We start from the raw sequence: 24,154 nt of genomic DNA on the forward strand, positions 1-24,154 counted from the left end.
GTCATGACAGGCCCTGGCACGGCACCCGCACCCCCGAGCAAGGGCGGACGCTGGATCCAGCACTGGGATCCGGAGAACGAGACGTTCTGGAAGGAGACCGGAGAGAAGGTCGCCCGCCGGAACCTCTACTTCTCCGTCCTGTCCGAGCACATCGGATTCTCGATCTGGACCCTGTGGTCCGTGCTGGTGCTGTTCATGGGCCCGGAGTACGGGCTCACCCCGGCCGACAAGTTCATGCTGACCTCGATGGTCACGCTCGTCGGCGCCGTCGTCCGCGTCCCCTACACCTTCGCCGTGGCGATCTTCGGCGGACGGAACTGGACGATCATCTCCGCGGCCCTCCTGCTGATCCCGACCTGCGCCGCGTTCACCGTGATGGAGCCGGGCACCTCCTTCTCCACCTTCCTGCTCGTCGGCCTGCTCGCCGGTATCGGCGGCGGCAACTTCGCCTCCTCCATGACCAACATCAACGCCTTCTTCCCGCTGCGGAAGAAGGGCTGGGCCCTCGGCCTGAACGCGGGCGGCGGCAACATCGGCGTGCCGGTGATCCAGCTGGCCGCGCTCGCGATCATCGGCGCCGGCGGCGGGCCGCGCGTGCTGCTCGGGATCTACATCCCGCTGATCGTCGTGGCCGCCGTCATGGCCGCGCTGTTCATGGACAACCTGGAGAACGTCAAGAACGACACCGGTGCCGCCAAGGACGCCGCCCGGGACGCCCACACGTGGATCATGGCCTTCCTCTACATCGGCACGTTCGGGTCGTTCATCGGCTACAGCTTCGCCTTCGGGCAGGTCCTCCAGAACCAGTTCGGACGCACCCCGCTGGAGGCGGCGTACGTCACCTTCATCGGTCCGCTCCTCGGCTCGCTGATCCGGCCCCTGGGCGGCTGGATGGCCGACAAGTACGGCGGCGCGCGGATCAGCCTCTGGAACTACGTCGCCATGGCAGCGGCGACGGCGGTCCTGATCGGCGCCTCCATGGAGAAGTCGCTGGCACTGTTCACCGGGGCGTTCGTGGTGCTGTTCGTGCTCAGCGGGCTCGGCAACGGCTCCACCTTCAAGATGATCCCGGGCATCTTCCAGAACAAGGCCCTGGCCAAGGGGCTGCGGGGTGAGGAGGCCGCGGCGTACGGGCGGCGGCTGTCCGGGGCCTCCATGGGTCTGATCGGCGCGGTGGGCGCGCTCGGCGGTGTCGGCATCAACCTCGCCTTCCGCCAGTCCTTCCTCTCCTACGGCTCGGGCACCGGGGCGTTCGTCGCCTTCCTCGCCTTCTACGCGGTCTGCTTCGTGGTCACATGGGCCGTATACCTTCGTCGTACGGCTCCCCGGGTACCCGTCACCACGGCGACCTCGGAGGCGAAGTCGCAGCTCAGCTACGCCGAGGTGTGACGTAACACCAGCGACATCACGCCGATCCGAGCCTGTCACGAGCCGTTGACAGGCTCGATCGGCATGTAGGTACGCCGTACCCACGAAGTACGACGACTGGATGCGGGACGAGAGCCATGTACGAGGAAGAACAGCGACCGGACCACGGGCCCCTGGCGGGTTTCACCGTGGGTGTGACGGCCGCGCGCCGGGCCGATGAGCTCGGGGCGCTGCTGCAGCGACGCGGTGCCGCCGTCCTGCACGCCCCTGCCCTGCGGATCGTGCCGCTCGCCGACGACAGCGAGCTGCTGGCCGCGACGAAGGAGATCATCGAGCAGGTGCCGGACATCGTCGTGGCCACGACCGCGATCGGCTTCCGGGGCTGGGTCGAGGCCGCGGACGGCTGGGGGCTCGGGGAAGAGCTGCTGTCCCGGCTGGGCGGCGTACGGATCTTGGCGCGCGGGCCGAAGGTCAAGGGCGCGGTGCGGGCCGCCGGGCTGACGGAGGAGTGGTCGCCGTCGTCGGAGTCCATGGCGGAGGTGCTGGACCGGCTGCTGGAGGAGGGCGTCGACGGTCTGCGGATCGCGATCCAGCTGCACGGTGAGCCGCTGCCCGGGTTCGTGGAGGCGCTGCGGGCGAGCGGGGCCGAGGTGCTCGGGGTGCCCGTCTACCGGTGGATGCCGCCGGAGGACATCACGCCGGTCGACCGTCTGCTGGACGCGACGGTCGCCCGGTCCCTGGACGCGGTCACCTTCACCAGTGCTCCGGCCGCGGCCTCCCTCCTCTCCCGGGCGGAGGAACGCGGACTGCTCGACGAGGTCCTGGCGGCGCTGAGCCACGACGTCCTGCCGGCCTGCGTCGGCCCGGTCACCGCCCTGCCCCTGCAGTCCCGCGGCATTGACACGATCCAGCCCGAGCGCTTCCGGCTCGGGCCTCTCGTCCAGCTCCTCTGCCAGGAACTCCCCGCGCGAGCGCGCTCCTTCCCCGTCGCCGGGCACCGCGTGGAGATCCGGGGCCACGCCGTCCTGGTCGACGGCGACCTCAAGCCCGTCCCGCCCGCCGGCATGTCCCTCCTGCGCGCCCTCTCCCACCGCCCCGGCTGGGTCGTCGCCCGCGCGGACCTGCTGCGCGCCCTGCCCGGCTCCGGCCGCGACGAACACGCGGTGGAGACGGCCATGGCCCGCCTCCGCACGGCCCTCGGCACGCCGAAGCTGATCCAGACGGTGGTCAAACGCGGTTACCGCCTGGCCCTGGACCCGAGTGCGGAGACGAAGTACGCAGACGCGTGATCCCGTCCGGGGGTTGAGCCGAATTGCGACATCTTCTGCTCCGCCGTCGGCCGCGGGACCCGCTTCCGGGCGTCGGTGGGGAGGGCAGGGCGCGCTGCCGGGAGGTCCGGCCGGGGTGCGGTGCCGGTGGGCGGGGTGTCCGGTTGCGGTCCGGTCGCGGGGGATGGCCTCGCGGGGGTGATGTCCGACGAGAGTCGCGGGCGCCGGGCGGTGTCGACGCGGGTGGGGCACTGTACGGGTGTTGACGGCTGCGTGACCTCGAGGGTCGGCGCCGCGGGCCTGGCGGGTCGGCGCGGGCCTGGCGGTCGGCGTGGAGTTCGTGGCCTGGGAGCGGGGCGTGGCGTGCGGGTGCGGCTGCCAGAGAGGGCTTCGCTCGGTGTGGAGTTCGTGGCCGGGGGCGTGGCGTGCGGGGTGCGGTCGCCGGAGACGGCTTGGCCGGGTGATGTCCGAGGAGAGTCCGGCCGCCGGAGCGGTCGCCGTCCGAGTGGGATGCCCCGGGGAATCCCACCGGCGCGTGACCTCGTGGGACGTCTGCAGGGCGGAACCGGCCGTCGGACCCTGGCTCCGGCGGCCGACGAGGGACGCCCCTCGCGGCCCCCCGGACCCGGGCAGGACTCCCCTCGCGGCCCCGCGGCCCGGGCGGGACGGCCCGCGCGAGCCCCTGGCCTGGGCGGGACGCCCTGCGTGGACCTCCGTCCGGGCCCCCGCTCCGTTCCACGTGTGGCCGGAACCGCCGTCCCGTGCCGGTGTCCCGGCGCGGTCAGGTGTGCGCGAGGGGTTTTCGGCGTCGGGGCGGGCAGGCACTGTAAGAGGGAGCGGCTTACCGGCCCTCTCGTCGGTGTCCCACGCGACGCGTCTCACCGAAGCCCTCGCGACCGGGGTGAACCCCTAGGCGGTGACAGGCACATGGCACTGGGTACGGCCACGGCCCCCTACGAGCTGCGGTTCGACGCCGGGCGGATCTGCCTGGACCTGCTCTCCACCACGCACCCGGAGGAACGGCTCGACTCCGTGGACGTGCTGCGCGCCTGGATCACCGGCTCCGGGCTCGTCCCCTCGGACACCGCCCTGACCCACGCCGACACCGGCTGGCTGCTGGCCTTCCGTGAACTGCGCGCTCAGGTCGACCGGTTGGTGCGCTGCCGGCCGAGACCCGGAGTAGCGACGTACGACCTCGCCCTCGCCCGCGTCAACGACCTGGCCCGCACCGCGCCCCCGGCCCCGCGCGCGGTCCGCGGCGAAGACGGCCAGCTGCTGCGGCGGTTGGACGGCCCGCCCGGCTGCGCCGCCCTGCTCGCGGCCGTCGCCCGGGACGCCGTCGACCTGCTGACCGACCCCGTCGCCCGCGCGGCCCTGCGCCAGTGCGAGGGGGACAACTGCCCCATCGTGTACCTCGACACGTCCCGGGGACGCAGGAGGCGCTGGTGCTCCAGTGAGGTCTGCGGGAACCGCGAACGCGTCGCCCGGCACCGCCGTCGCGCGGCACTCGCCCGCGCGTAAACGGAATTGGGTGGTCCGTGCACTCAATTTCCCTGTCCTAAATGCGACTTCTGCGCCCCCGGCGTCGAAGTGATTTCGATTACATGTCGTTTACCTACGCCACCGTAGGGAAGGCCTGGCTTGAACTTGCCGATGTGGCGGATATGTAAAGAACGCGGGGTGGGAATGTGACTCCATGTCCCGCTCGTCACGTCATCCCGAAGAAATATGTCGGGTCTCTTTGAACGCCCAACCGCTCGCGTCCGTACGGCATGTGGAGCGACCGACTGGGGGAACCCCCGGACATCGGAGGTGGGCGTGCGCAAGGATTCCGTCGTGGCCAATGAACGAGCACCGAGGGCCCGACATCGCATGTCCCAGCCCTCGGAACCCGACGAGGAGCTGATGCGTGCGCTCTATCGCGAACACGCCGGACCCCTGCTTGCGTATGTCCTGCGCCTGGTCGCCGGAGACCGGCAGCGCGCCGAGGACGTCGTGCAGGAGACGCTCATCCGTGCCTGGAAGAACGCCGGTCAGCTCAATCGAGCGACCGGATCGGTACGCCCCTGGCTGGTGACGGTCGCCCGGCGCATCGTCATCGACGGCCACCGCAGCCGGCAGGCCCGGCCGCAGGAGGTCGACCCGTCGCCGCTGGAGGTCATCCCCGCGGAGGACGAGATCGACAAGGCGCTGTGGCTGATGACTCTCTCGGACGCACTCGACGACCTGACCCCTGCCCACCGGGAGGTGCTCGTCGAGACGTACTTCAAGGGGCGTACCGTCAATGAGGCGGCCGAGACTCTGGGCATACCCAGCGGAACCGTCCGCTCCAGGGTGTTCTACGCCCTGCGTTCGATGAAGCTGGCACTGGAGGAGCGGGGGGTGACGGCGTGATGAGTGTTTACGGGGGTAACCAGGGATTCGGTACGGGAGGCATGGGTATGTCTGGACCCATGCAGGAGTCCCCGGTGCCGAATGAGCACGAGACCGTCGGCGCCTACGCCCTCGGCATCCTCGACGACGCCGAGGCAACCGTTTTCGAAGCCCACCTCGCGACCTGCGAATGGTGCGCCCAGCAGCTCGACGAACTGGCCGGCATGGAGCCGATGCTCGCCGCCCTCGCCGATCTGCCCGGCTCCGGCAGCACCCCCGCGATCGGCGAGTCGCTGTCCGCGAAGCCCCGGCCGCGCCTGGTGGAGAAGCTGGTCGACGAGGTCGCCGACCGCCGCGCCCAGAAGCGTCGCCGCAGCTTCTACATGGTGGCCGCGGCCGGTGCGCTGATCATCGGCGGTCCCTTCGTCGCGGTCGCGACCAACGGCGGCGACGGCGGCAGCGGCACGGAGAACCGCCCGCTCGCGGCGAGCCCCGCCAAGGCGGCCTTCGAGGGCATCTCCGACAAGATCACCGCGACCGACCCGAACACCAAGGTCTCCGCCACCGTCGCCCTCCAGAAGAAGGACTGGGGCACGGGCATGGTCCTGGAGCTGAAGAACGTCAAGGGCCCGCTCAAGTGCGCCCTCGTCGCGGTCGGCAAGAACGGCGAGCGCGAGACCCTGTCCTCCTGGTCCGTCCCGGAGTGGGGCTACGGCCTCCCGGACGCCAAGTCCGACAAGGCCAAGGAGCCCCTGTACGTCCAGGGCGGCGCCGCCTTCGAGCCGAACGAGATCGACCACTTCGAGGTCGTCACCTTCGACGGCAAGCGACTGGTCGAGGTCGACGCGTAGGACTGTTCGGCCGTACGGCAGGCGCCATTGGGGCAACAGGTCCCGCGCCTGCCCGCCGGCCCGTAGCTTCCAGGGGCCCCCTTCGCGTACGGTTGACGGCTGCCCAGCACGTCAGAAGGGGGCCCGGTGGCCGCTCAGGCTCAGAGACAAGTCGCGGTCGGTTCGGTGCACGACTCGGTTCGTGACCGGGAGATCGACGTCGAACAGGAACACCTGGACCGGGTGTACCGGCGCCTCGAGGAGAAGATCCACGAGGCGGAGTTCCTCATGCGGGACGCGGCCCGGCGCGGGCAGGTCGGCACCCCCGGCGCACTCGCCGAGCGTGACGCCCAGGTCTTCCGCGCGGGCATCCACCTGAACCGGCTCAACAACGAGTTCGAGGACTTCCTCTTCGGCCGTATCGATCTGCTGACCGGCAAGGACGGCAAGAAGGGCCCCGACGGGGCGTACACCGCCGTCGAGCCGGCGGAGGGGGCCGTACGCCCCGACAACACCGCCGACATCGCCGAGACCCTGCACATCGGCCGTATCGGTGTCCTCGACCAGGACTACACGCCGCTGGTCATCGACTGGCGGGCCCCGGCCGCCGCCCCCTTCTACCGCTCCACCCCGGTCGACCCCGGCCGTGTCGTCCGGCGCCGCGTCATCCGCTCCAAGGGCCGCCAGGTGCTGGGCGTCGAGGACGACCTGATGCGCCCCGAGCTCACGGCGTACCTCGACGGCGACGAGCTGCCCGCCATCGGTGACGGTGCCCTGATGGCCGCGCTCGGCCAGGCCCGCAGCCACACCATGCGCGACATCGTCGCCTCCATCCAGGCCGAGCAGGACCTGGTCATCCGCGCCCCCGCCGCCTCCGTGACGTACGTCGAGGGCGGCCCGGGCACCGGCAAGACCGCCGTCGCCCTGCACCGCGCCGCCTACCTCCTCTACCAGGACCGGCGCCGCTACGCGGGCGGCATCCTGATCGTCTCGCCCACCCCGCTGCTCGTCGCCTACACCGAGGGCGTGCTGCCCTCCCTCGGCGAGGAGGGCCAGGTCGCCATCCGCGCCATCGGCTCCCTGGTCGAGGGCAGCGAGGCCACGCTCTACGACTCCCCGTCCGTGGCCCGCGCCAAGGGCTCCTCCCGCATGCTCAAGGTGCTGCGGAAGGCCGCGCGCGGCGCCCTGGAGCTGAACGACCCGCCGGCCCGGCTGCGCGTGGTCGCCTTCGGACGCCGCCTGGAGCTGGAGGCCCGGGAGCTGGACGGCATCCGCCGCTCCGCCCTCGGCGGCACCGCCCCCGTGAACCTGCTGCGCCCGCGTGCCCGCAAGCTCCTCCTGGACGCCCTGTGGGAGCGGTCCGGCGCGGCCGGCCGGCACTCCGACCCCGAACTCGCGGCCGAACTGCGCTCCTCCTTCGACGAGGACATCACCTCCGAGGACGCCTTCATCGCCTTCCTCGACGCCTGGTGGCCGGAGGTGACCCCGGCGGCCGTCCTGGACGCCATGGCCGACGAACGGCGCCTCGGCCGCTGGGCCCGGCGGATCCTCAACCCCGGCGAGGTCCGCAAGGTCGCCCGCTCGCTCAGGCGCGAGGGCCGCACGGTGCACGACATCGCCCTGCTCGACGAGCTCCAGGCCGTCCTCGGTGCCCCGGCCCGCCCCCGCCGCAAGCGCGAACTCGACCCGCTCGACCAGCTCACCGGCCTGGAGGAGCTGATGCCGGTGCGCGAGGAGTCGCAGCGCGAGCGCGCCGAACGCCTCGCGCAGGAACGCGTCGAGTACGCCCACGTCATCGTCGACGAGGCCCAGGACCTCACCCCGATGCAGTGGCGCATGGTCGGCCGCCGCGGCCGGCACGCCACCTGGACGGTCGTCGGCGACCCGGCCCAGTCCTCCTGGTCCGACCCGGACGAGGCCGCCGAGGCCCGCGACGAGGCGCTCGGCACCCGCCCCCGCCGCCGCTTCGAGCTCACGGTGAACTACCGCAACCCGGCCGAGATCGCCGAGCTGGCCTCGAAGGTCCTCGCCCTCGCCATGCCCGGTTCCGTGTCGCCGAAGGCGGTCCGCTCCACCGGCGTCGAACCCCGCTTCACCGTCGTGGAGGACACGCTGGGCACCACCGTCCGCGACGAGGCGGCCCGGCTGCTGGAGCGCGTCGACGGCACGGTCGGCGTGGTCGTCGCCATGCAGCGCCGCGAGGAGGCGCGCCGCTGGCTCGCCGGTCTCGGCGACCGGGTCGTGGCCCTCGGCAGCCTGGAGGCCAAGGGCCTGGAGTACGACGCGACGGTGGTGGTCTCCCCGGCGGAGATCGCCGACGAGTCCCCGGCCGGCCTGCGCGTCCTCTACGTCGCGCTGACCCGGGCCACCCAGCAGCTCACGGTCGTCTCGGCCGACCGGGACGAGCCCGACGCGGCGGGAGTTCCGGACCTGCTCAGGGACTGAGGCCCGATACCCACTTACCGGCGAAATGAACTACCGGTACGGGAATGGCCTTACGGGATCTGTTTGTTAGCCTGGATGTGGCACCGGCTCGATCCAAGCCCCCGGGCCCAACCTTCGTCGCTACGAGCGACCACTTGCCGCGAGGCGAGCATGGCGGGTCGGTGCCACCTACTTGAGAAGAGACCCACGTCCACGTGACGTGGGTCTCTTTTTGCTGCCCCATTCCGCGAACAAAACGTTCGCAATCCAGGGCGGCTACCTGCTACTCAGCGGTAGGTGCGACGATCGGACGGCACAAATCAGCGTCAGGTGAAAGCAGAGGAAGTCGGCCATGGCAACGGCGCCCAGCGTCTCCTACTCGATGACGGTCCGGCTGGAGGTGCCCGCGAGCGGAACCGCCGTCTCGCAGCTCACCACCGCCGTGGAGTCCTCCGGAGGCTCGGTGACCGGCCTCGACGTCACCGCATCCGGTCACGAGAAGCTCCGTATCGACGTCACCATCGCGGCGACGTCGACCGCGCACGCCGACGAGATCGTGGAGGAACTCCGCGGCATCGAGGGCGTAACGCTGGGCAAGGTCTCGGACCGGACCTTCCTCATGCACCTCGGCGGCAAGATCGAGATGGCGTCCAAGCACCCCATCCGCAACCGCGACGACCTGTCCATGGTCTACACGCCGGGCGTCGCCCGCGTGTGCATGGCGATCGCCGAGAACCCCGAGGACGCCCGCCGCCTCACCATCAAGCGCAACTCCGTTGCGGTCGTGACGGACGGTTCCGCCGTGCTGGGCCTGGGCAACATCGGCCCCAAGGCCGCGCTGCCCGTCATGGAGGGCAAGGCGGCCCTCTTCAAGCGGTTCGCCGGCATCGACGCCTGGCCGATCTGCCTGGACACCCAGGACACCGACGCGATCGTCGAGATCGTCAAGGCGATCGCCCCGGGCTTCGCGGGCATCAACCTCGAGGACATCTCCGCTCCGCGCTGCTTCGAGATCGAGGCCCGGCTGCGCGAGGCCCTCGACATCCCCGTCTTCCACGACGACCAGCACGGCACCGCGATCGTCGTCCTCGCCGCCCTGACGAACGCACTGCGCGTCACCGGCAAGGCGATCGAGGACATCCGCGTCGTCATGTCCGGCGCCGGCGCGGCCGGTACGGCCATCCTGAAGCTGCTGCTCGCCGCGGGCGTCAAGAACGCCGTCGTCGCCGACATCCACGGCGTCGTGCACGCCGGCCGCGAGGACCTGGTGGACGCCGCCCCGGACTCGGCGCTGCGCTGGATCGCCGACAACACCAACCCCGAGGGCCTCACGGGCACCCTCAAGGAGGCCGTGCGCGGCGCCGACGTCTTCATCGGCGTCTCCGCCCCGAACGTCCTCGACGGCGACGACGTGGCCGCCATGGCCGACGGCGCCATCGTGTTCGCGCTTGCGAACCCCGACCCGGAGGTCGACCCGGCAATCGCCCGCCAGACCGCGGCCGTTGTCGCCACCGGCCGTTCGGACTTCCCGAACCAGATCAACAACGTGCTGGTCTTCCCGGGTGTCTTCCGCGGTCTGCTGGACGCGCAGTCCCGCACCGTCAACACCGAGATGATGCTGGCCGCCGCGACGGCCCTCGCGGACGTGGTGACCGAGGACGAGCTGAACCCGAACTACATCATCCCGAGCGTCTTCAACGACAAGGTCGCGGGCGCGGTCGCCGGTGCCGTGCGGGAGGCCGCCAAGGCGGTCGGTGCGTCGGCGGGCAGCCCGTCCGGGGTCTGAGGCCGAGGCCGTCCGGGCCGCTGCGGGGGTCCGGACGGCGCAGTCTCCCCGGACTGTGAGTAACCCCACGGCAGCCTGGAACCCGGCGCGTCGCAAGAACCCTGTCAGCAGCGGAGCTATCGTGGCGCAAGGCTCAGGCCCTCTATTCGTGTGACTCCCCAAGGGTGTTCTCACGACTCCAGCGGGTGCCGGATTGGCTTTCCCGCCGCAGGTAGGGGCAGGATGCGTCCCTGGGCGCGAGGGTCTGACGACGGACCCGGGTCCGGGGACTCATCAGGGACCCTGGCAGCATCGGCTTCGATCTGACGCCTCAACGGCAAGATGAACACGGGAGTAACAACATGAACCGCAGTGAGCTGGTGGCCGCGCTGGCCGACCGCGCCGAGGTGACTCGCAAGGACGCCGACGCCGTGCTGGCCGCGTTCGCCGACGTCGTCGGCGACATCGTCTCCAAGGGCGACGAGAAGGTCACCATCCCCGGCTTCCTGACCTTCGAGCGCACGCACCGTGCCGCTCGCACCGCCCGCAACCCGCAGACCGGCGAGCCCATCCAGATCCCCGCCGGCTACAGCGTGAAGGTCTCGGCGGGCTCGAAGCTCAAGGAAGCGGCCAAGGGTAAGTAACCCTGCCGTTCGTACGCCGACGGTGTACGAACCCAGTGAGTGACATCAAAGGGGCGGCCACCCGAACCGGGTGGCCGCCCCTTTGGCGTCATTGCGAGCGCGACTAGCCGAGCGCCTTCCCCGGCAGCTCCACCTTCGCGCCCAGCTCCATGAGTTTCTCCATGAAGTTCTCGTAGCCGCGGTTGATGAGGCCGATGCCGTGGACGCGGGACGTGCCCTGGGCCGCCAGGGCCGCGATCAGGTACGAGAAGCCGCCGCGGAGGTCGGGGATGACCAGGTCCGCGCCCTGGAGTTTCGTCGGGCCCGAGACGACGGCCGAGTGCAGGAAGTTGCGCTGGCCGAAGCGGCAGTTCGAGCCGCCCAGGCACTCGCGGTAGAGCTGGATGTGCGCGCCCATCTGGTTCAGCGCGGACGTGAAGCCGAGGCGGGACTCGTAGACCGTCTCGTGGATGATGGACAGGCCCGTGGCCTGGGTCAGGGCCACGACCAGTGGCTGCTGCCAGTCCGTCTGGAAGCCGGGGTGCACGTCCGTCTCCAGCGCGATGGACTTCAGCTGGCCGCCGGGGTGCCAGAAGCGGATGCCCTCGTCGTCGATCTCGAAGGCACCGCCCACCTTCCGGTAGGTGTTCAGGAACGTCATCATCGAGCGCTGCTGCGCCCCGCGGACGTAGATGTTGCCCTCGGTCGCCAGCGCCGCCGACGCCCACGAAGCGGCCTCCAGGCGGTCCGGGAGGGCACGGTGGTTGTAGCCGCCGAGCTGGTCCACACCGGTGATGCGGATCGTCCGGTCGGTGTCCATCGCGATGATCGCGCCCATCTTCTGCAGCACGCAGATGAGGTCCTCGATCTCCGGCTCGACGGCCGCGTTGGACAGCTCCGTGACGCCCTCCGCGAGGACGGCCGTCAGCAGCACCTGCTCGGTGGCGCCGACGGACGGGTACGGCAGCGCGATCTTCGTACCGCGCAGCCGCCGGGGCGCCTCCAGGTACTGGCCGTCCGCCCGCTTCTCGATCTTCGCGCCGAACTGCCGAAGCACCTCGAAGTGGAAGTCGATGGGGCGGCCACCGATGTCGCAGCCGCCGAGGCCGGGGATGAACGCGTGGCCGAGGCGGTGCAGCAGCGGGCCGCAGAACAGGATCGGGATACGGCTCGAACCCGCGTGGGCATCGATGTCAGCGACGTTGGCGCTCTCCACGCGCGTCGGATCCATCACCAGCTCGCCGGGCTCGTCACCCGGACGGACCGTCACACCGTGCAGCTGCAGCAGACCCCGCACGACTCGCACGTCGCGGATGTCCGGAACATTGCGCAGCCGGCTCGGAGCGCTGCCCAGCAGCGCTGCGACCATGGCCTTCGGTACGAGGTTCTTCGCACCGCGGACACGGATCTCGCCCTCCAGCGGGGTTCCGCCGTGGACAAGCAGGACATCGTCGTTGACGGTCATGAATCTCGCGTTCCATGGAGTCGGGCAGGGGCCAGGAGGGAAAGGGTAATCGCCCACCACCCCCCTTCTGTAAGCCTGAGTGAGACCCAGCCACGTCATAGCTCTGTCACAACACGAACCGTTCCGTTCCGGGCACATGGGGTCACGACCGGTTTCGTGCGCATGGGGCGCATCAGTGCGCCCTGAGCTGCGTTCCCTCCCTGTCCCGCATTGCCTCCCCACGCGGAGGGAGAATGCGGGATCATGTCTGCCATGACCGAGGTGTCCTCGCTCACAGGGCGGTTGCTCGTGGCGACCCCCGCCCTGGCGGACCCGAACTTCGACCGCGCGGTGGTGCTGCTTCTCGACCACGACGAGGAGGGCTCCCTCGGTGTCGTCCTCAACCGCCCCACCCCGGTGGACGTGGCCGACATCCTGGAGGGCTGGGGGGATCTCGCCGTGGAACCGGGTGTCGTGTTCCAGGGCGGCCCGGTGTCGCTGGACTCCGCCCTCGGGGTCGCGGTCGTCCCCGGCGGCGCGACGGGTGAGGCCGCCCCGCTGGGCTGGCGCCGGGTGCACGGCGCGATCGGGCTGGTCGATCTGGAGGCCCCGCCGGAGCTGCTGGCCTCCGCCCTCGGCTCCCTGCGCATCTTCGCCGGGTACGCCGGCTGGGGCCCGGGCCAGCTGGAGGACGAGCTGGTGGACGGCGCGTGGTACGTCGTCGAGTCGGAGCCCGGCGACGTCTCGTCCCCGTCCCCCGAGCGGCTCTGGCGCGAGGTGCTGCGCCGCCAGCGCAGCGAGCTGGCGATGGTGGCGACGTACCCGGAGGACCCTTCGCTCAACTGATGCCTGTGAGCTTCAGTACCCTTGGCCCTATGAGCACTCTCGAGCCCGAGCGCGGGACTGGTACGGGGACCCTCGTTGAGCCGACGCCGCAGACCTCGCATGGTGACGGTGACCACGAGCGCTTCGCCCATTACGTCCAGAAGGACAAGATCATGGCGAGCGCCCTCGACGGCACCCCCGTCGTGGCGCTGTGCGGCAAGGTGTGGGTGCCGGGCCGCGACCCGAAGAAGTACCCCGTGTGTCCCATGTGCAAGGAGATCTACGAGTCCATGAGCTCCGGCGACGACGACAAGGGCAAGGGCGACAAGTAAGCCCGACCCGCGGGGCGTGAGGCCTCCAGGGTGCGTTTTGCGCGCCCTGGAGGCTTTTGTGCTGTCCGGGCGTTGCGCAGGGTGCGTCTGCCGGTCACAGAGTGGTTGAGACCTCTTGTGGGCGTGTTCATGCAGTCCCTAGCCTCCGAGTGTTGTGCACAGCGAAACCTTCATTGCGCATGTTGCAACACTCCCTCGGAGGAGCACTCCATGAAGCTGTCCGTCCGTTTTGCCGGGCTCACCGCGCTCGCCGCTCTCCTGGCCACCGCCTGCGCGCCCCAGACCTCCTCGAACTCCTCCTCCGACAAGGACGAGAAGACCGGCACGCTGCGCGTGTGGCTCTTCCAGGAGGTCGGCAACGCCCCCAAGCAGAAGGTCGTCGACTCCGTCGTCGCCGGCTTCGAGAAGGCCCACAAGGGCACCAAGGTCGACGTCGAGTACATCCCGATCGACACCCGCGCCCAGCGCGTCAAGGCCGCCTTCAACGACCCCGCCTCCGCGCCCGACGTGATGGAGTACGGCAACACCGACACGGCCGGCTATGTGAAGGACGGCGGACTCCTCGACGTCACGAAGGAGTTCGGCGACTGGGGCGAGGCGAAGGACACCGACCCGACGGCGAAGCAGTCGGTGACCGTGGACGGCAAGCTCTACGGCGCCCCCTTCTACGTCGGCGTCCGCGCCCTGTACTACCGCACGGACGTGTTCAAGGAGCTCGGCCTGTCCGTCCCGAGGACGATGGACGAACTCGCCTCCACCGCCCGCGCGATACGCGCCGCCAGGCCCGAGCTGTACGGGCTGGTGGTCGGCGGCGCCTACACCTACGGCGCGATGCCGTTCGTGTGGGCCAACGGCGGTGAACTCGCGAACGGCAAGAGCGGCTCGTACGCGTCCGGCATCGACAGCGCTGAGGCCCGCAAGGGCATCAAGGCGTACACGTCCCTCTTCGGCGACGACAACTGCCCGGCCGCCAAGTGCGCGGGCATGGGCGGCAACGACACGATCTCCGCGTTCGCGGCGGGCAAGGCGGGCATGGCGATCGGCGGCGACTTCAGCCACACCGCCGTCGAGGCCGGCAAGGTCAAGGGCAAGTACGCCGTCGTCCCGCTGCCGGGTGTGAAGTCCGGCTCGATCGCCCCGGCCTTCGCGGGCGGCAACAACATCGGTGTCCTGAAGAGCACGTCCCACCGCACGCTCGCCGTGCAGCTGATGGAGCAGCTCGCCTCGAAGAAGACGCAGAGCGAACTCTTCGACGCGATGGGCTTCCTGCCGACCTTCACCGACGTCCGCCAGCAGGTCGCGCGGCAGGAGCCGTTCGTGAAGCCCTTCGTGCGGACCCTGTCCGCCGGCACCAAGTTCGTCCCCGCGTCGCCCGCCTGGGCCCAGATCGACTCCTCCCTCGTCCTGCCGACGATGTTCCAGGAGGTCATCAGCGGCAAGAAGGACGTCACGAAGGCCTCCGACGACGCCGCGAAGAAGATGAACGACGCGTTCGGCTCCGCCGGGTGAAGCCGATGAACGACCGCGGCTGCGTGAAAACCCCCGTGGCCGCCGCGGCGTCGACCGTGCCGGCCCCCCGGCCCCCGCGTGAGGCCGCCGGCGCACGGGGCCGCCGCACCGCACGCGGGGCCGCCCGCCGCACCGGCGGCTGGACGCCCTGGCTGTATCTCGCGCCCGCGCTCGTCGTGCTGGGCGGGCTGCTCGTCTACCCGATCTACCAGCTCGGGCTGATCTCCTTCTTCCAGTACACGCAGGCTCAGGTCAGCGGCGGGGAACCGGCCACCTTCGAGGGGTTCGGGAACTACGCCGCACTGTTCGGGGACCCGCAGTTCTGGCAGGTGCTGCTCGCCACCGTGCTGTTCGCGGCGGCCTGTGTCGTCTCCACGCTCGCGGTCGGCTGCGCCCTGGCCGTCCTCCTCACCCGCGTCCGGGCCGTACCGCGGCTCGCGCTGATGCTGGCCGCCCTGGGCGCGTGGGCGACCCCGGCCGTGACCGGCTCCACGGTGTGGCTGTTCCTCTTCGACCCCGACTTCGGCCCGGTCAACCGCATGCTGGGCCTCGGCGACCACTCGTGGACCTACGGCCGTCTCAGCGCCTTCTTCCTCGTGCTGCTCGAAGTCGTGTGGTGCTCCTTCCCGTTCGTCATGGTGACCGTGTACGCGGGGATCCGCGCCGTACCCGGCGAAGTGCTGGAGGCCGCCTCCCTCGACGGCGCCTCGCAGTGGCGCATCTGGCGTTCCGTACTCGCCCCGATGCTCCGGCCGATCCTGGTCGTCGTCACCATCCAGTCGGTCATCTGGGACTTCAAGGTCTTCACGCAGATCTACGTCATGACGGGCGGCGGCGGCATCGCCGGCCAGAACCTCGTGCTGAACGTCTACGCCTACCAGCAGGCCTTCGCGTCCTCGCAGTACGGCCTGGGCTCCGCGATCGGCATCGTGACGCTGCTGATCCTGCTCGCCGTCACGCTGGTCTACCTGCGGCTGCTGCGCCGTCAGGGGGAGGAACTGTGAACCTTCCACGCGCCCGAGTGCGCCGCCCGGGCAGGCTGGCCGCCGAGGCCTCCGCCCTGCTGATCGCGGTCGTCGTGGCCTTCCCCCTGTACTGGATGGTGCTCAGCGCCTTCAAACCGGCCGGGGAGATCGAGTCCGGCGAACCCAGGCCGTGGACCCTCGCGCCCTCCCTGGATTCCTTCCGGCGCGTCTTCGGGCAGCAGGAATTCGGCCGCTACTTCCTCAACAGCCTCGTCGTCGCGGGCTGCGTCGTGATCGCCTCCGGGCTGATCGCGTTTCTCGCCGCGACCGCCGTCACACGATTCCGGTTCCGCCTGCGGACCACCCTTCTGATCATGTTTCTGGTGGCCCAGATGGTGCCCGTGGAAGCCCTCACGATCCCCTTGTTCTTCCTCATGCGGGACGCCGGCCGGCTGAACACGCTGGGCTCGCTGATCCTGCCCCACATCGCCTTCTCGCTGCCCTTCGCGATCTGGATGCTGCGGGGGTTCGTGAAAGCCGTTCCGGAGGCGCTGGAGGAGGCCGCGTACATCGACGGGGCGAGCCGCGCGCGATTCCTCTGGCAGATCCTTTTCCCCCTCGTCCTGCCGGGTCTCGTGGCCACCAGCGTGTTTTCGTTCATCTCCGCCTGGAACGACTTCCTGTTCGCCAAGTCGTTCATCATCAGCGACACCGCGCAGTCGACGCTGCCGATGGCCCTCCTCGTCTTCTACAAGCCCGACGACCCGGACTGGGGCGGAGTCATGGCCGCCTCCACGGTCATGACGATCCCGGTCCTGGTCTTCTTCGTACTCGTACAGCGGCGCCTGGTCTCCGGACTGGGCGGAGCGGTGAAGGACTGACGTGACCGAACTGATCCCGGCGCCCCGCGGCGCCACCGCCGGATCCGGCGAGGTGCGGCTGACGCACCACTCCCGGCTCTGCGCCGACACCGCGACGCAAGGCGTCGCCCACTGGCTGGGCGCCGCCCTGCGGCAGGCCACCGGGCTGCCGCTGCGTGAGGGGCGGGAGCTCGACGACGCCGAGGGCGGCATCGGGCTGCGACTCGACCCCGGCCTCGGCCCCGAGGAGTACCGCCTCGTCAGCGACGGCTCCGGCGTCCTCGTCGAGGGCGGCAGCGCGGCCGGTGTCTTCTGGGGCGCCCAGACCCTGCGGCAGCTCCTCGGCCCCGACGCGTACCGCAGGGCCCCGCTCGATCGCGACCGCGCCTGGAGCGTGCCGCATCTGACGATCGAGGACGCTCCCCGATTCCGCTGGCGCGGCCTGATGCTCGACGTCGCGCGGCACTTCATGCCCAAGGAAGGCGTGCTGCGCTACCTCGATCTGATGGCGGCGCACAAACTCAACGTCTTCCACTTCCATCTGACGGACGACCAGGGCTGGCGCATCGAGATCGAGCGGCATCCCCGGCTGACCGAGATCGGCTCCTGGCGCACCCGTACGAAAACCGGCCACCGCGCCTCGCCGTTGTGGGAGGACAAGCCGCACGGCGGCTACTACACCCGGGACGACATCCGCGAGATCGTCGCCTACGCCGCCGAGCGGCATATCACCGTCGTCCCCGAAATCGACGTGCCGGGCCACTCGCAGGCCGCCATCGCCGCGTACCCGGAACTCGGCAACACCGACGTCATCGACACCACATCCCTCTCCGTCTGGGACACCTGGGGAATCAACCCGAACGTACTCGCCCCCACTGACAACACCCTGCGCTTCTACGAGGGCGTCTTCGAGGAAGTGCTCGAGCTGTTCCCCTCGGAGTTCGTCCACGTCGGCGGCGACGAATGCCCCAAGGACCAGTGGCGGCGGTCGGAGACGGCCCAGGCGCGGATCAGGGAACTCGGGCTCGCGGACGAGGACGAGCTCCAGTCCTGGTTCATCAAGCACTTCGACGCGTGGCTGTCCGCGCGCGGGCGCCGGCTGATCGGCTGGGACGAGATCCTGGAGGGCGGGCTCGCCGAGGGCGCCGCCGTCTCCTCCTGGCGCGGCTACGCGGGAGGCGTCGCCGCCGCCCGGGCCGGCCACGACGTCGTCATGTGCCCCGAGCAGCAGGTGTACCTGGACCACCGTCAGGACCCGGGCCCCGAGGAGCCGGTACCGATCGGGTGGGTGCGCACCCTGGAGGACGTCTACCGGTTCGAGCCCGTTCCACCGGAGTTGACACCCGAGGAGGCCCGGCACGTGCTGGGCGCCCAGGCCAACCTGTGGACCGAGGTGATGGAGGACCACGCGCGCGTGGACTATCAGGCCTTCCCCCGCCTCGCGGCCTTCGCGGAGGTCGCCTGGAGCACCCTGCCCGCCCCGGCGGAACGGGACTTCGCCGGTTTCCGGAGCCGTATGGCCGCGCACTACGGGCGGCTCGACGCCCTGGGCGTCGCCTACCGGCCTCCCACCGGCCCCCTGCCCTGGCAGCGGCGACCCGGGGTGCTGGGCCGCCCGGTCGACGGCCCGCCGCCCCACCGGTAGCGGTACCCGTCACGACCGAACAGCTCGAACAGGCCACGGAAAAAGCGCACAAGGGTCACCGAAAGTGCCAATCGGCATGCACTGGTGAACCAGTGCGAAAACGGACCATCTCGCCGGTGAGGTGGGCGAATGCCTCCTAGCGGACCCGTGTCTTCGGCTCTCGCCAAGATGTGCCAGAGTTGCCACGTCCGCCCTGTCAGCACGTACCGTACGGCAGCACAGGTGGGACCAGGTGGGGCAGCGGGAAGGGGCAGCCGGTTTGACCACGCACGCACCGCAGGCGGCGCAGGCCGTCACGCTGCCCACGACGCTGGACGAGGCCGTCGCGGCGCTCACCGCCGTGCCCGCCGCCGTGCCCGTCGCGGGCGGCACCGACCTGATGGCCGCCGTCAACTCCGGGCAGCTCAGGCCCGCCGCCCTGGTGGGGCTCGGCCGGATCAGCGAGATCCGAGGCTGGCAGTACCTGGACGGTCACGCGCTGCTCGGCGCGGGCCTCACGCACGCGCGCATGGGCCGCCCCGACTTCGCGGCCCTGATCCCGGCGCTCGCCGCCGCCGCACGCGCGGCCGGCCCGCCGCACATCCGCAACGCGGGCACCCTGGGCGGCAACATCGCCTCGGCCGCCCCCACCGGGGACGCGCTGCCGGTGCTGGCCGCCCTGGAGGCGACACTGATCGTCGCGGGCCCGGGCGGAGCCCGCCGGGAGATCCCCGTGTCGCACCTGCTGGCCGGGATGGACATGCTCCGCGCCGGCGAGCTCATCGGCTTCGTGCGCGTGCCGCTGCTGCACGCCCCGCAGGTCTTCCTCAAGGCGACCGGCCGGACCGGCCCGGGGCGCGCCGTGGCGTCCGTGGCCCTGGTCCTGGACCCGGCGCGCCGGGGCGTGCGCTGCGCGGTGGGCGCCATAGCGCCGATGCCGCTGCGGCCCCTGGACGCCGAGCAGTGGGTCGCCGGCCTCATCGACTGGGACAACAACCGCGCGCTCGTCCCCGAGGCGCTGAGCGCCTTCGGCGAGTACGTCGCCGCGGCCTGCATCCCCGACGCGGCGCTGGCCGAGGACGGCTCGGTCGCACCGCTTCCGCCCGCCGTACTGCACCTGCGGCGCACCGTCGCCGCGCTGGCCCGACGAGCACTGGGGAGGGCGCTGTCGTGAGCGACGACCAGCACGGAGAGGGCACGCCCCGGGGCGGCAGCCGCTGGGACCCGCTGCCCCAGGGCGAGTACGACGACGGCGCCACCGCCTTCGTCGAACTCCCCGAGGGAGGCGTCGACGCCCTGCTGGCCGCCGACAGCCCCCTGGCCGCGCCGGGACACGGCTACGTACCGCCGCAGATAACGGTCAACCCCGCGACGACCGCCGGAACCGACCCGGCCGCCACGGGCGCGTGGCCGGCGCCGGGCGCGCCGGTCGACGGGGCGCAGTGGCACGACCCGAACGCCGGGCACCGGCAGCACGGCCACGACCACGGCGCGCACCACCAGCAGGGCCACGACGTGCCCGAGCAGTCCTACGGCGGCACCGACGCGCCCTACGACCACGGCACGCCCTACGGCCCCGAGGCGACGGCACCGCCGCACGGCGGCGACGACCGGTTCACGTACAACCCCGGGGCGACCGGGCAGTGGACCTTCGAGGAGACCGCGGCCGCCGAAGGCGCGCCCGGCCATGACGTGACCGGGCAGTGGTCCATCCCCGTCGCCGGGGGCGACCTTCCGGACGAGTCGGGCGAGTTCACCACGTCCTCACTGGTCGAGCAGTGGGGCGGCACCCCGCCGGCCACGCTGCCCGGCGGCGCGCCCGCCCCCTGGGCGACGCAGGCCACGGGCCGGCCGTGGGGGCAGGACCCGCAGGACACGGCGGGGCAGGAGGAGGCCCGGCGGGGCTTCCCCCACGAGCACGGTCACGAGCAGGGCGACGCCGCCTCCGGCACCGGTTACGCCCCGGAGTCCGGGTACGCGCCGGAGCAGCAGGCCGCCGGGCCGCTGCCGCAGGAGGCGGGCCCGGAGGCCGGGCCCGGGCACCACCCGCAGGACGTGCACTCGCCGGGCGTCCACGAGGACACCGGTCACGGTCACGCGCATCAGCCCGGGGAGTTCGGCCACGGGCCGGAGTCCCTCGGGAACGCCGGCCACGGGCCGCAGACGCCGGGCGACGGCCACGCGCCGCAGCCGTCGAGCGCCGCGTACGCGCCGGGGGCCGGGGAGGCCGGTCACGCGGTGGACCCGTCCCGTTTCGCCGACCACGGGGCCGAGCCGTCCGACTTCGCCGAGCACGGGCCGGAGCACCCGGACTTCGCCGAGCACGGGCCCGAGGGGGCCGGCCCCGCCGGTCACGCGCCCGGACAGCCGTACGGCGAGGCCCATGACGGGTTCCCCGGGGAGCCCGTGCCCGAGGCGCACCCGGAATCCGCCGCGCATCCGCGGGACGCCCAGGACGCCTCACAGGCCGCTCCCGGCCTCGGAGAGGCCGGTGTGCCCTCCGAGTCCCCCGAGGACACTCCAGGGCCCCCAGAGGCCGCCGACGGCCCCTCCGAGCCCGCTGCCGGGTCCCTCCCGGACGTCGCGGACGCGGACACCGGCACCGGCCCGGAGACCGTCGACGGTGAGCCCCCGGCCGAGGACCCGGCCCCGGACCAGGACCCGGCCACCGCGGCGACCACCCCGTCCGCGGCCGCCCCCCACGACGTCCCCCCCGCGGCCCCCCAGGAGGAACACCCCCTCGCCTCCTACGTCCTGCGCGTCAACGGCACCGACCGTCCCGTCGGCGACGCGTGGATCGGCGAGTCCCTGCTGTACGTGCTGCGCGAGCGGCTCGGACTCGCGGGCGCCAAGGACGGCTGCTCGCAGGGCGAGTGCGGCGCGTGCAACGTCCAGGTCGACGGGCGGCTCGTGGCGTCCTGCCTCGTCCCGGCCGTGACCGCCGCCGGCAGTGAGGTCCGTACCGTCGAGGGCCTGGCCGAGGACGGACAGCCGTCGGACGTGCAGCGGGCGCTCGCGCGCTGCGGCGCCGTCCAGTGCGGCTTCTGCGTCCCCGGCATGGCGATGACCGTGCACGACCTGCTGGAGGGCAACCCGGCGCCCACCGAGCTGGAGACCCGCCAGGCACTGTGCGGCAACCTGTGCCGCTGCTCCGGCTACCGGGGCGTGGTGGACGCCGTCAAGGACGTCGTCGCCGAACGCGAGGCCCACTCCGCGCCCGCCGACGGCGACTCCGACGAACCCCGCATCCCGCACCAGGCGGGCCCGGGCGCCGGTGGCGTGAACGCATCGGCCTTCGGAGCGCCCCCGGAACCGCGCACCCCGGAACCGCACTCCCCAGAAGCGCACGACCAGCCCTACGGCCAGGACGGAGGCCCCGCGTGAGCAACGAAGCAGCCACCGCCCAGGCCGCACAGGCCGCGGAGGCCGCCCCCGCCCCCGAACCGCTTCCGCACGGCATCGGCGCCTCGCTCCCGCCCGCCGACGCCCGCGCCAAGACGGAGGGCACCTTCCCGTACGCCGCCGACCTGTGGGCCGAGGGCCTGCTGTGGGCAGCCGTGCTGCGCTCACCGCACCCGCACGCGCGCATCCTGTCCATCGACACCACCCACGCGCGTGAGATGCCCGGCGTCCGCGCCGTCGTCACCCACGAGGACATCCCCGGCCGCCCGTTGCACGGCCGCGGCACGGCCGACCGCCCGGTCTTCGCCTCCGAGGTCGTGCGCCACCACGGCGAGCCCATCGCCGCCGTCGCCGCCGACCACCCCGACACCGCGCGCATGGCGGCCGCCGCCGTCATCGTCGAGTACGAGGTGCTGGACCCGGTCACCGACCCGGAGCAGGCCTTCGAGGCGGAGCCGCTGCACCCCGACGGCAACCTGATCCGGCACATCCCGCTGCGCCACGGCGACCCGGAGGCAGCCGGCGAGATCGTCGTCGAAGGCCTGTACCGCATCGGGCGCCAGGACCCCGCGCCCATCGGCGCCGAGGCCGGGCTTGCCGTGCCGCGACCGGACGGCGGGGTGGAGCTCTACCTCGCCTCCACCGACCCGCACGCCGACCGCGACGCGGCCGCCGCCGCGTTCGGCCTGGAACCCGAGCGCGTCAAGGTCGTCGTGACCGGCGTCCCCGGCGCCACCGCCGACCGCGAGGACCAGGGTTTCCAGCTCCCGCTCGGCCTGCTCGCGCTGCGCACCGGCTGCCCGGTGAAGCTCACCGCCACGCGCGAGGAGTCCTTCCTCGGCCACGTTCACCGGCACCCGACCCTGCTGCGCTACCGCCACCACGCCGACGGCGAGGGCAGACTCGTCAAGGTCGAGGCGCAGATCCTGCTCGACGCGGGCGCCTACGCCGACACCTCCTCCGAAGCCCTGGCCGCCGCCGTCGCCTTCGCCTGCGGCCCCTACGTCGTCCCGAACGCCTTCATCGAGGGCTGGGCCGTACGCACCAACAACCCCCCGTCCGGCCACGTACGCGGCGAAGGCGCCATGCAGGTCTGCGCCGCCTACGAGGCGCAGATGGACAAGATCGCCAAGAAGCTCGGCCTCGATCCGGCGGAAGTGCGACTGCGCAACGCGCTGGCGACCGGCGACGTGCTGCCGACCGGCCAGACCGTGACCTGCCCGGCCCCGGTCGCCGAACTTCTCCAGGCCGTCCGGGATTTCCCGCTGCCGCCGCTGCCCAAGGACACGTCCGAGGACGAGTGGCTGCTGCCCGGCGGACCCGAGGGCGCGGGCGAACCGGGCGCCGTGCGCCGGGGCGTGGGCTACGGCGTGGGCATGGTGCACATGCTCGGCGCGGAGGGCGCGGACGAGGTCTCCACGGCGACCGTGAAGGTCCACGACGGTGTCGCGACGGTCCTGTGCGCGGCCGTCGAGACCGGTCAGGGCTTCACCACCCTGGCCCGGCAGATCGTCCAGGAGACGCTCGGCATCGACGAGGTGCACGTGGCGCCGGTCGACACCGACCAGCCCCCGGCGGGCGCGGGCTGCCGCGGCCGCCACACCTGGGTCTCGGGAGGGGCGGTGGAGCGCGCGGCCAAGATGGTCCGCACGCAGCTCCTCCAGCCGCTCGCCCACAAGTTCGGCATGTCGACGGAGCTGCTCCAGATCACCGACGGCAAGATCACCTCGTACGACGGGGTGCTCTCCACGACCGTCACCGAGGCGCTGGACGGCAAGGAACTGTGGGCCACCGCCCAGTGCCGCCCGCACCCGACCGAGCCGCTGAACGAGACCGGCCAGGGCGACGCGTTCGTGGGCATGGCCTTCTGCGCGATCCGCGCGGTGGTGGACGTGGACATCGAGATCGGTTCCATACGGGTCGTGGAACTGGCCGTCGCCCAGGACGTGGGCCGCGTCCTGAACCCGACCCAGCTCGCCGCCCGGATCGAGGCGGGCGTGACGCAGGGCGTCGGCATCGCCCTCACGGAGAACCTGCGCACGCCGCGCGGCATCGTCCGCCACCCCGACCTGACCGGTTACGCCCTCCCGACCGCCCTCGACGCGCCCGACATCCGCATTGTCCGGCTGGTCGAGGAGCGCGACGTGGTCGCGCCCTTCGGGGCCAAGGCGGTCAGCGCGGTGCCGGTCGTGACGTCCCCGGCGGCCGTCGCGTCCGCCGTCCGGGCCGCGACGGGCCGCCCCGTGAACCGCCTCCCGATCCGCCCCCAGGCCGCGGTGGTGACGGAACGGGGCTGAGGCCGGTGCCTCCCGCGGGGCCCGCCCGGACCCCGCGCATCGGACTGCACTCCACCCTCGTGAAACTGACGCCGTGCCACAGAATGAAAGCGATTTCGGCGGAAAGGGAACGCGCCAGGGTGCTCTGAGCGTCTTGTGAGGTGACGTGGCGTGGTCGCCGGGCGCGCGTCGCCGGTCCGGGGCGTTGTCAGTGGTGGCGCGTACTGTTCTGGGCAGTGGGGAACGGCTGCCGGGCTTCGCCGGGT

At 71.7% G+C, this 24,154-nt stretch carries 18 protein-coding genes; 17 read left to right on the plus strand and 1 reads right to left on the minus strand.

Annotated features, from left to right (window positions below; translation table 11 throughout):
* Positions 1-3 precede the first annotated feature (3 nt).
* From IE153_RS05265 to IE153_RS05300, 8 genes are all read left to right on the plus strand, one after another.
* The gene (locus IE153_RS05265; protein WP_189588608.1) at positions 4-1,389 is read left to right on the plus strand and encodes a nitrate/nitrite transporter; all 1,386 of its coding nucleotides are present in this window, start codon (positions 4-6) and stop codon (positions 1,387-1,389) included.
* A 116-nt stretch (positions 1,390-1,505) separates the two neighbouring features.
* Positions 1,506-2,657 carry a uroporphyrinogen-III synthase gene (locus IE153_RS05270; protein ID WP_189588609.1) on the plus strand — a complete coding sequence of 384 codons (1,152 nt, stop codon included), beginning with the start codon at positions 1,506-1,508 and terminating at the stop codon, positions 2,655-2,657.
* Between the two features lie 906 nt (positions 2,658-3,563).
* Complete coding sequence (locus IE153_RS05275) at positions 3,564-4,157, plus strand: CGNR zinc finger domain-containing protein (RefSeq protein WP_189588610.1); 594 nt, start codon at positions 3,564-3,566, stop codon at positions 4,155-4,157.
* A gap of 351 nt (positions 4,158-4,508) precedes the next feature.
* On the plus strand, positions 4,509-5,030 hold the full coding sequence (locus tag IE153_RS05280) for a sigma-70 family RNA polymerase sigma factor (RefSeq protein ID WP_010039908.1): 522 nt from the start codon (positions 4,509-4,511) through the stop codon (positions 5,028-5,030).
* Positions 5,030-5,860 carry an anti-sigma factor family protein gene (locus IE153_RS05285; RefSeq protein WP_308432136.1) on the plus strand — a complete coding sequence of 277 codons (831 nt, stop codon included), beginning with the start codon at positions 5,030-5,032 and terminating at the stop codon, positions 5,858-5,860. Before IE153_RS05280 ends, IE153_RS05285 begins: the two co-directional genes overlap by 1 nt.
* A gap of 126 nt (positions 5,861-5,986) precedes the next feature.
* A complete protein-coding gene (locus IE153_RS05290; protein ID WP_189588611.1) occupies positions 5,987-8,284 on the plus strand; it encodes a HelD family protein in 2,298 nt (765 codons plus the stop codon).
* A gap of 331 nt (positions 8,285-8,615) precedes the next feature.
* Positions 8,616-10,049, plus strand: coding sequence for an NAD-dependent malic enzyme (locus IE153_RS05295; protein WP_189588612.1), 1,434 nt, complete (start codon positions 8,616-8,618; stop codon positions 10,047-10,049).
* A 341-nt stretch (positions 10,050-10,390) separates the two neighbouring features.
* Positions 10,391-10,672 carry an HU family DNA-binding protein gene (locus tag IE153_RS05300; RefSeq protein ID WP_003990598.1) on the plus strand — a complete coding sequence of 94 codons (282 nt, stop codon included), beginning with the start codon at positions 10,391-10,393 and terminating at the stop codon, positions 10,670-10,672.
* Between the two features lie 103 nt (positions 10,673-10,775).
* Here IE153_RS05300 and murA read toward each other — a convergent pair whose 3' ends face one another.
* Entirely contained in the window at positions 10,776-12,116 is a 1,341-nt protein-coding gene (murA, locus tag IE153_RS05305; RefSeq protein WP_189588613.1) for a UDP-N-acetylglucosamine 1-carboxyvinyltransferase, read from the minus strand.
* Between the two features lie 252 nt (positions 12,117-12,368).
* Between murA and IE153_RS05310 the strand changes: the two genes are divergently transcribed.
* The 9 genes from IE153_RS05310 (at position 12,369) to IE153_RS05350 (ending at position 23,909) form a co-directional block, all read left to right on the plus strand.
* Positions 12,369-12,941, plus strand: coding sequence for a YqgE/AlgH family protein (locus tag IE153_RS05310; protein ID WP_185014436.1), 573 nt, complete (start codon positions 12,369-12,371; stop codon positions 12,939-12,941).
* Between the two features lie 29 nt (positions 12,942-12,970).
* Positions 12,971-13,252, plus strand: coding sequence for a DUF3039 domain-containing protein (locus IE153_RS05315; RefSeq protein ID WP_003990595.1), 282 nt, complete (start codon positions 12,971-12,973; stop codon positions 13,250-13,252).
* A 210-nt stretch (positions 13,253-13,462) separates the two neighbouring features.
* Positions 13,463-14,761 carry an extracellular solute-binding protein gene (locus IE153_RS05320; protein WP_189588614.1) on the plus strand — a complete coding sequence of 433 codons (1,299 nt, stop codon included), beginning with the start codon at positions 13,463-13,465 and terminating at the stop codon, positions 14,759-14,761.
* Between the two features lie 5 nt (positions 14,762-14,766).
* Positions 14,767-15,765, plus strand: a complete 999-nt coding sequence (locus IE153_RS05325; RefSeq protein WP_229828829.1) for a carbohydrate ABC transporter permease — start codon at positions 14,767-14,769, stop codon at positions 15,763-15,765.
* Positions 15,762-16,607, plus strand: a complete 846-nt coding sequence (locus tag IE153_RS05330; RefSeq protein WP_189588615.1) for a carbohydrate ABC transporter permease — start codon at positions 15,762-15,764, stop codon at positions 16,605-16,607. The genes IE153_RS05325 and IE153_RS05330 overlap by 4 nt, the downstream gene beginning before the upstream one ends.
* 1 nt (position 16,608) lies before the next feature.
* Positions 16,609-18,231 carry a beta-N-acetylhexosaminidase gene (locus IE153_RS05335; RefSeq protein WP_189588616.1) on the plus strand — a complete coding sequence of 541 codons (1,623 nt, stop codon included), beginning with the start codon at positions 16,609-16,611 and terminating at the stop codon, positions 18,229-18,231.
* A 259-nt stretch (positions 18,232-18,490) separates the two neighbouring features.
* Positions 18,491-19,384 carry an FAD binding domain-containing protein gene (locus IE153_RS05340; protein WP_189588617.1) on the plus strand — a complete coding sequence of 298 codons (894 nt, stop codon included), beginning with the start codon at positions 18,491-18,493 and terminating at the stop codon, positions 19,382-19,384.
* Entirely contained in the window at positions 19,381-21,594 is a 2,214-nt protein-coding gene (locus IE153_RS05345; protein ID WP_189588618.1) for a (2Fe-2S)-binding protein, read from the plus strand. Before IE153_RS05340 ends, IE153_RS05345 begins: the two co-directional genes overlap by 4 nt.
* Positions 21,591-23,909 (plus strand): xanthine dehydrogenase family protein molybdopterin-binding subunit, encoded by a 2,319-nt coding sequence (locus IE153_RS05350; protein ID WP_189588619.1) that lies wholly within the window; start codon positions 21,591-21,593, stop codon positions 23,907-23,909. The genes IE153_RS05345 and IE153_RS05350 overlap by 4 nt, the downstream gene beginning before the upstream one ends.
* The last annotated feature ends 245 nt before the right edge of the window (positions 23,910-24,154 follow it).

Origin of the sequence: Streptomyces massasporeus (assembly GCF_014648995.1) — a bacterium.
GTDB classification, from domain to species: domain Bacteria; phylum Actinomycetota; class Actinomycetes; order Streptomycetales; family Streptomycetaceae; genus Streptomyces; species Streptomyces massasporeus.

Bases quoted from the DNA above. Each gene is read 5' to 3' on its own strand.
- IE153_RS05275 (WP_189588610.1), top strand. From the start codon at position 3,564: ATGGCACTGGGTACGGCCACGGCCCCCTACGAGCTGCGGTTCGACGCC.
- IE153_RS05265 (WP_189588608.1), top strand. From the start codon at position 4: ATGACAGGCCCTGGCACGGCACCCGCACCCCCGAGCAAGGGCGGACGC.
- IE153_RS05300 (WP_003990598.1), top strand. From the start codon at position 10,391: ATGAACCGCAGTGAGCTGGTGGCCGCGCTGGCCGACCGCGCCGAGGTG.
- IE153_RS05280 (WP_010039908.1), top strand. From the start codon at position 4,509: ATGTCCCAGCCCTCGGAACCCGACGAGGAGCTGATGCGTGCGCTCTAT.
- IE153_RS05315 (WP_003990595.1), top strand. From the start codon at position 12,971: ATGAGCACTCTCGAGCCCGAGCGCGGGACTGGTACGGGGACCCTCGTT.
- IE153_RS05295 (WP_189588612.1), top strand. From the start codon at position 8,616: ATGGCAACGGCGCCCAGCGTCTCCTACTCGATGACGGTCCGGCTGGAG.
- IE153_RS05310 (WP_185014436.1), top strand. From the start codon at position 12,369: ATGACCGAGGTGTCCTCGCTCACAGGGCGGTTGCTCGTGGCGACCCCC.
- IE153_RS05325 (WP_229828829.1), top strand. From the start codon at position 14,767: ATGAACGACCGCGGCTGCGTGAAAACCCCCGTGGCCGCCGCGGCGTCG.
- IE153_RS05270 (WP_189588609.1), top strand. From the start codon at position 1,506: ATGTACGAGGAAGAACAGCGACCGGACCACGGGCCCCTGGCGGGTTTC.
- IE153_RS05285 (WP_308432136.1), top strand. From the start codon at position 5,030: ATGAGTGTTTACGGGGGTAACCAGGGATTCGGTACGGGAGGCATGGGT.
- IE153_RS05320 (WP_189588614.1), top strand. From the start codon at position 13,463: ATGAAGCTGTCCGTCCGTTTTGCCGGGCTCACCGCGCTCGCCGCTCTC.
- murA (WP_189588613.1), bottom strand. From the start codon at position 12,116: ATGACCGTCAACGACGATGTCCTGCTTGTCCACGGCGGAACCCCGCTG.